7 protein-coding genes are annotated in these 6,675 nt (G+C 72.9%); 3 read left to right on the top strand and 4 right to left on the bottom strand.

What is annotated here, in order from left to right; translation table 11 throughout:
- Positions 1–224: 224 nt before the first annotated feature.
- Together FH610_RS40070 and FH610_RS40065 are read left to right on the top strand one after the other, a co-directional pair.
- Positions 225–848, top strand: coding sequence for an acyl-CoA-like ligand-binding transcription factor (locus tag FH610_RS40070; protein WP_240809476.1), 624 nt, complete (start codon positions 225–227; stop codon positions 846–848).
- Positions 849–1,067: 219 nt separating this feature from the next.
- On the top strand, positions 1,068–2,606 hold the full coding sequence (locus tag FH610_RS40065) for an FAD-dependent monooxygenase (protein ID WP_139580459.1): 1,539 nt from the start codon (positions 1,068–1,070) through the stop codon (positions 2,604–2,606).
- Between the two features lie 51 nt (positions 2,607–2,657).
- Here FH610_RS40065 and FH610_RS40060 read toward each other — a convergent pair whose 3' ends face one another.
- The gene (locus FH610_RS40060; protein ID WP_139580458.1) at positions 2,658–3,227 is read right to left on the bottom strand and encodes an isochorismatase family protein; all 570 of its coding nucleotides are present in this window, start codon (positions 3,225–3,227) and stop codon (positions 2,658–2,660) included.
- 89 nt (positions 3,228–3,316) lie between these two features.
- On the opposite strand from FH610_RS40060, the gene FH610_RS40055 reads away from it, so the two are divergent.
- Positions 3,317–3,760 (top strand): MarR family winged helix-turn-helix transcriptional regulator, encoded by a 444-nt coding sequence (locus FH610_RS40055; protein WP_139580457.1) that lies wholly within the window; start codon positions 3,317–3,319, stop codon positions 3,758–3,760.
- Between the two features lie 4 nt (positions 3,761–3,764).
- Here FH610_RS40055 and FH610_RS40050 read toward each other — a convergent pair whose 3' ends face one another.
- Genes FH610_RS40050 through FH610_RS40040 form a run of 3 tightly spaced genes read right to left on the bottom strand, consistent with a single transcriptional unit; the run spans position 3,765 to position 6,651 of the window.
- Positions 3,765–5,000, bottom strand: a complete 1,236-nt coding sequence (locus FH610_RS40050; protein WP_205826393.1) for an MFS transporter — start codon at positions 4,998–5,000, stop codon at positions 3,765–3,767.
- A 23-nt stretch (positions 5,001–5,023) separates the two neighbouring features.
- Positions 5,024–6,013 (bottom strand): pyridoxamine 5'-phosphate oxidase family protein, encoded by a 990-nt coding sequence (locus FH610_RS40045; protein ID WP_139580456.1) that lies wholly within the window; start codon positions 6,011–6,013, stop codon positions 5,024–5,026.
- Positions 6,010–6,651: a hemerythrin domain-containing protein gene (locus FH610_RS40040; protein WP_139580455.1), complete on the bottom strand. Its 642-nt coding sequence runs from the start codon at positions 6,649–6,651 to the stop codon at positions 6,010–6,012. Before FH610_RS40040 ends, FH610_RS40045 begins: the two co-directional genes overlap by 4 nt.
- Positions 6,652–6,675 lie beyond the last annotated feature (24 nt).

Raw genomic sequence — 6,675 nt, 5'->3', positions numbered from 1 at the left:
ACGGCTTGATGAACTCCCACTCTTCGTCCGTCAACTGGGCCCGCGTCACACACGAGGACCTACCGGATCAGACCCGGCCACAACGGCAAATCCCAAGGATTGATCACAACCCGATACGCGCCCTAGACCCCCCGGCCGCCCGGCGCACAAATAAAGTGCGCCTCACGCAAATTTACGGCTCACGCATCTTTGCGTGGCACGCAAGTAGTTGTATGGTGGTCCATGTGAGCAGGGAAGGCGAGCGCCCGGGGCTGCGCGAGCGCAAGAAGCAGGAGACGCGCATCGCGCTGAGCTGGGCGGCGATCCGGCTCGCCGTGGAGCGCGGGCTGGAGAACGTACGCGTGGAGGACATCGCCGCGGAGGCGCGCGTGGCTCCGCGGACCTTCAACAACTACTTCTCCAGCAAGGGCGAGGCGATCGCCGCCAGGCACCTCGACCGCGCCCGCCTGATCGCACAGGAGCTGCGCCGCCGTCCGGCGTCGGAGCCCCTGTGGGAGGCCATCAAGATCGCCGTAGTCACCCAGCTCGCGATGGGCGCGAGCTACGACGCCAGGCAGCCGGACCAGCAGTGGCAGGCCGGCATCCGGCTCATGGTCAGCGAGCCCTCGCTGCAGGGCGAGATGCTCAAGGCCAACGCCATCGCCGAGGACGAGCTGGCCGCGGCCATCGCCGAGCGGACCGGCACCGACGTCGCCCGCGACCTCTACCCGCGCCTGGTGGCGGGCGCGGCAGGGGCAGCGATCAGGGTGGCGATGGACCAGTGGTTGCGGGCCGACCCGCCGGTGCCCGTCAGACCGCTCATCGAGGACGCGCTCGACCGGCTCTCCGCCGGACTGCCCGAGCCCTGACGGATGGACGCCCCCGCGGGGGCGTTCCCGAACTCGCGATGTGACGTGCCACGCCGGCACGCCGCTCGGCCTTTCACGCCCTGACACGAGGCGCGGTAAGCACCCGCGCCGTCCCGTCATTCGCCATGCCGCGAATTCGCCATGCCTTCCACCCGCCATGCCTTCCACCCGCCACGCCTTCCATTCGCCATGACCGCCGAATCCCCAAGGAGGACCGCCATGACCGCCGACGTCGTGATCGCCGGAGCCGGACCGAACGGGCTGATGCTCGCCTGCGAGCTGAGCCTGGCCGGAGTGCGGCCGATCGTGCTGGACCGCCTGCCCGGGCGTACGGAGGAGAACCGGGCCAACGGACTGGTCGGCCAGGTCGTACGCGCCCTCGACCGGCGCGGCCTGTACGAACGACTGAGCGGCAGCTCCGAGCCGCCCCGGCCAGCCCCTGCCTTCGTGTTCGGCGCGATGCCCCTCGACCTGAGCAGGCTCGACGACAATCCGATGTACGGCCTGCAGGTGCCGCAGCGCCGGATCGAGCAGGTGCTGGAGGAGCGCGCCCTCGAACTCGGCGTGGAGATCCGCCGGGGACACGAGCTGACCGGGCTCTCGCAGGACGAGGACGGCGTCACCGCGGAGATCGCCGGGCCCGAGGGGCCCTATCGGCTGCGAACCCGCCACCTCGTCGGCGCGGACGGCGGGCACAGCGTCACCCGCAAGCTGTGCGGTATCGGCTTTCCCGGGGTGACCAGGGACGACTCGGTCTCCCGCAGCGCGCACGTCACCGTGCCCGCCGAGCTGATCGACCCGGTCACCGGCGGGCTGAACGTGCCCGGCTACGGACCGATCCCCCCGTTCATGCACCACCGCACCGACCACGGCATGTTCGTGTACGCGCCGTTCCCCACCGGAACGCTGGTGAACGCCACCGAGTGGAACCAGGACGCCGGCGACCAGCCGATGAGCCTGGACGAGCTGAGGGAGAGCGTGCGCCGCGTGCTCGGCGTCGACCTGCCGATCGGCCCGCCCGAGGGCCCTGGCCCGCACCAGTTGCGCCGCCTGAGCGGCGGCAACACCCGCCTCGCCGAGCGCTTCAGGGACGGCCGGGTGTTGCTGCTTGGCGACGCCGCGCACGTCCACAGCGCGATCGGCGGCCCCGGCCTCAACCTGGGCCTCCAGGACGCGGTCAACCTGGGCTGGAAGCTGGCCGCCGAGATCCACGGCTGGGCCCCGCCCGGCCTGCTCGACACGTACGAGACCGAGCGGCGCCCGGCGGCCGAACGCGTGGTCATGCACACACAGGCGCAGTCGGCGCTCATCGCCCCCGGGCCTGAGGTCACGGCGCTGCGCGTGCTGTTCACCGAGTTGCTGCGCGACGGGCGGACCACCAAGCACATCGCGGACATGATGTCCGGGGCGGACATCAGATATGACCTCGAGGGAACCCACCCCCTCGCCGGGCGCCCCGCCCCCGACCTGGTGCTGGAGACGGAGACCGGCTCCGTACGGCTGGCCGAGCTGACCAGGACCGCCCGGCCGCTGCTCATCGACCTGACGCCGGACGCCGCGCTCGCCGGGGCCCTCGACGGCCGGCGCGACCGCGTGGACCTCGTCACCGCGAAGACGGGCCGGGAAGGCCTCCCCACCGCGCTACTGCTGCGCCCGGACTGCTACGTGGCCTGGGCGTCGGACTCCCCCAACCCGGACGCGAAGGAGCGCGACACCCTGCGTACGGCCCTGGCCTCCGCCTTCGGCCCGGCCCGCTGAGTCTTTCGGCGCGCTCCGCGCTGAGTCTTTCGGCGCTCCGCGCTGGGCGGATCAGGCGAAGGCGGCGAGGATCGACTCGGTCGTGTCGATCTGCGCGATCCGCGGCAGGATCACCCCGAGAGCGTTCTCGTGGGCCGAGGCGACCAGGTCGGTGACCGCGTCGGAGGCCACCGCGATCTCGTAGCCCCGCTCCCGGGCGCCGCGCGCGGTGGACTCCACGCCGATGCTGGTGGAGATCCCCGCCAGCACGATTCCCGTGATCTTCCGGCGGCGCAGTTGCAGGTCGAGCTCGGTGCCGTGGAAGGCGTCCCACCCCCGCTTGGTGATCGCGATGTCGGTCGGCCCGTCCGGCACGCGCTCGTCATACTCGGCGAAGTCCGGCGCGGGTGCGATCGCGGGCCCGGGCGCGTCCGTCCGGGCCCGCAGCACGTCACCGCCGTCGGGGGAGAACGCTACCCGCACCCGCACGACCGGAAGGCCCCGCTCGCGGGCGGCCCCCGCGAGCCGGGCGGCGTTGGCGACGACCTCGGCCGCCGGATGCGCGGTGGGCAGAGCGGTGATCCCCTTCTGCAGGTCGATCAGGACGACGGCCGTACGGTCGTCGAGCAGCGTGACGGGCATGTGAGCTCCTTCGAAGATAGACAGCCGAACTGTACAGCCATGCTGTATAGATTGCCAGCAAGGCTGTGCATCTCGGCTACGCTGAGCCCATGAGGGACGCGTCCGAGGTCGCCGCCGAGCTGCGGCTCGTGGTCGGGCACCTGGTCAGGCGGGTGCGCGAGGACGACCCGATGCCCCCCGGGATCATCGCGGTGATCGGCCTGCTCGGCCGGCAGGGCCCGATGACCACCAGCGAACTGGCCGCCGCCCGGCGGGTGCGCCCGCAGTCGATGGCCCGCACCGTCGGCCAGCTGATCGACCAGGGGCTCGCCGAGCGCGGCACGCATCCCGTCGACGGCCGCAAGGCCCCCGTCTCGCTGACCGCCGCCGGGCTCGACGCCCTGGAACAGGTGCGCGCCCGGCGGGCCGACTGGCTCGCCGAGGCGATCGAGGACACGCTGTCCCCCGCCGAGCGGGAGACGCTGGCGGGCGCGGTGGACCTGGTCCGCCGCCTTGTCGACTGGGAGCCGTCCGGGCCGGGCCGCGGGACGTGAGCCGTCAGCCGGTGGCGCCGGACAGCTCCGGGTTCTGCTGGCGGATGGGCGTGAAGAACGCGGCGACCGCGATCAGCAGGCAGGCCACCCCGGCCAGCAGGCAGACCACCTCGACCCCGTGGCGCTGCGCGCCCCAGGTCAGCACGGCCGCCCCCGCCGGGCCCAGCGAGAAGTGGATCGTCCAGAAGGCCGAGGTGACCCTGCCCAGCAGGTGGTCGGGGGTGACCTGCTGGCGCAGCGACATCGAGCAGATCCCGGCCACGCTGACGCAGGCGAGGTAGGCGGCGGCCGTCGCCCCGGCGACGGGGACACCGGTGGACACGCCGAGCCCCATGACGGCGAGCCCGGCGACCGCGATCGCCCCGATCCAGGAGGCGCCGAACCCCAGCCTGCGGCGTACGGGACCGACGAGGAGCGAGCCGGCGACGGTGCCCAGCGCGGCGACCGCGAGCACCACCCCCACGGCGCCGTCGGACTGGCCGAGGTCGTGCTTGAGGTGATAGATCAGCACGTCGGTCAGCCCGAGGGTCAGGAAGATGAAGAACGACAGCAGGACGGTCAGGGCACGCAGCACCGGCTGCCGCCACAGGAAGCGGGCCCCGGCGAGCAGCTCGTGCCAGGGCCCCCGCGCTTCCTCCGGCGAGGGCGAGGGCGCCGGCTGCCGCTTGAGCCGGATCAGCAGGACGCCCAGCGCGGAGACCCCGAAGCTGGCCGCGTTGATCGCGATGGCGGCCGTGGGGCCGAACCAGCCCGCCACCACCCCGGCCAGCAGCGGCCCGCCGACCCCCGCCGCGGCGGCGGTGGCGCCCAGCCGGCCGTTGGCCTCGGTGATCCGGTCCGCGTCGACCAGGCCCCGCACCGCCGTGACGTACGCGACCTGGAAGACCATCCCGATCGCCTCACTGAGCGGCAGGACCACGTAGAGCAGCCAGACCTTCGGCCCGAAGGCCCAGGCGACCGGGACGATGCCGTACAGCGCCATCCTCGCCACATCGCACCAGATCAGCAGGTGCCTGCGGTCGAGCCGGTCGACCAGGACCCCGGCGAAGACCCCCGCCGCCACCGACGCGGCGGTCGCCAGGCCGGTCAGCAGGCCCATCTGCGCGACCGACCCGGTGACGTGCAGCACGAGCAGGGGAACGGCGATGAGGGCGAACGAGTCCCCCGCGACCGACAGCGTCTGGGACGCCCAGAACACGGAGAAATCCCGGTTACGCCACAGCTGCGATCCTTCTGCCACCTCACCATGCTGCCGTACGTAGATCAGGTGCGGGGGCGGCGGACGGCGGGGACGGGCTGGCCGCGGCGCCCGGCCTCGGCCTTCAAGCGCTTCCTGAGCAGACTGCCCTGTCCGAGGAACGACCGGAACCGCTCGCGGCTGCTCCCGGCGAGGCTCCAGTCGTTCAGGGCCCGCTCGACCCGTACGCTCAGCCGGTCGCCCTGCCCCGTCGCGGTGCCGACGAGCACCACGTTCTCCTGCCACTCCAAGCCCGGGCCGTGCCGATGGAAGGTGAGGCACACCGGCCCCGCGACGGCTTCGACGCCCGCGGGCAGCAGCAGGTCGAACCCCGCCTCGGTGCGTACGGCCGAGCGGGTGCGCACGGCCAGCGGCATGCCGCCGGCGTCGACCATGGTGACGACGGGCTCGCCCAGGCGGGCCGCGCGGCCGGCGAAGGGCCGCCAGTCCGCCGGCGCGACGGACCGGCTCGGCAGCCGGGGGCCGTTCGGAGCGGGGTCGGAGACGGGCGCGGCCGCCTCACCGGGCCGGGTCCACACCTCCGGTGTCCCGGACAGGTCGCCCTCGGGCCACCAGACGATCCGCTCCGGGGTCACCTCCACATAGATGCGGGCGAAGTACCACCCCAGCCGCTTCGTCAGGAACCACGGCGTCCCGGCGAACCCGGAGCCCGCCTTGGCCAGGGAGTCCCGGACGTACCTGTCGGTGTTGGCCTGCAGATCGGCGTCGCGTACGGCGGCCCGGCCCTGCACGAGGACGACGGGGGGCCGGTCGAGGCCGCTGCCTTCGGCGGAGGAGTACAGCAGCGCGACGCGCGGGTCGCGGCGGGCCCGCTCCGCCTTGTCGGGATAGGTGAGGCCGGTGCTCACGTCGAGCGTGCCGCCCGCGCCGACGTACGGCGTGACGGGCCAGGTGACGGGCCGTCCGTCCCGGGTGAGCGAGGCGTACTCGCAGACGATGGCGCGGTCGAACAGCTCGGCGGCCTCGCGCGGCCAGGTGGTCAGGGTGGTCATCATGACTCCAGGGGTGCGGGCAGAGAGATGGACGCGCCGTACAGCCGGGCGAACCGCCGCTGGTAGGCGGGCCACCAGAACAGGCGGAACATCAGCCGGGCCACGACCGGCAGGTCCGCGAACGCGGCCGTGAGCAGGGCGGGGTCGGCGCTGGAGACGAGCCACCCGAAGACGATCGGGACGCGGCGGCCGAAGTCGGCCATCGCCTTGCGCCTGTCCGCCTCGATGTCGTCGGGTGTGAGGTGCCGCAGCATCAGCGGGACGGCCGTGCGCTCCTCGTGGTCGAGGTGCTCGTTGACCAGCTCGTGCAGCCGCCGCAGAGCGGGAACGCGCTCCGGCAGGGGCGCCGCGCGGTCGGCGGCGACCGCCACGAGCGGGTCGAGCACGGCGTGCTCGGACTCCAGCTCGGCCAGTGCGTCCCCCGCCTCGGGGGCGTGGGCGACGAGCGTGGGCCACAGCGTGGTGTCCTCGTGGGTGTGGTGGGCGTGGAGCATCTCCAGCAGGAGCGCGAGCTGCTCCTCCAGGAGTTCCTCGTGTTCGCGGTCCCGGGGGGCGCGGCACGCCTCGGCGAGGCGGCCGAACTCCGCCCGGAAGCCGGCGTGCATCAGCAGGAAGCCGGCGAGGTGTTCTTGTGTGATCATTTGCTCCCTCACGTGTGTGGGGAA

Source organism: Microbispora catharanthi, from assembly GCF_006334915.2.
Lineage (GTDB): Bacteria > Actinomycetota > Actinomycetes > Streptosporangiales > Streptosporangiaceae > Microbispora > Microbispora catharanthi.
The sequence above is the reverse complement of the archived record's forward strand: the minus strand, read 5'-3'. Positions and strand labels throughout refer to the sequence as shown.

Bases quoted from the DNA above. Each gene is read 5' to 3' on its own strand.
- FH610_RS40065 (WP_139580459.1), top strand. From the start codon at position 1,068: ATGACCGCCGACGTCGTGATCGCCGGAGCCGGACCGAACGGGCTGATG.
- FH610_RS40040 (WP_139580455.1), bottom strand. From the start codon at position 6,651: ATGATCACACAAGAACACCTCGCCGGCTTCCTGCTGATGCACGCCGGC.
- FH610_RS40060 (WP_139580458.1), bottom strand. From the start codon at position 3,227: ATGCCCGTCACGCTGCTCGACGACCGTACGGCCGTCGTCCTGATCGAC.
- FH610_RS40055 (WP_139580457.1), top strand. From the start codon at position 3,317: ATGAGGGACGCGTCCGAGGTCGCCGCCGAGCTGCGGCTCGTGGTCGGG.
- FH610_RS40045 (WP_139580456.1), bottom strand. From the start codon at position 6,013: ATGATGACCACCCTGACCACCTGGCCGCGCGAGGCCGCCGAGCTGTTC.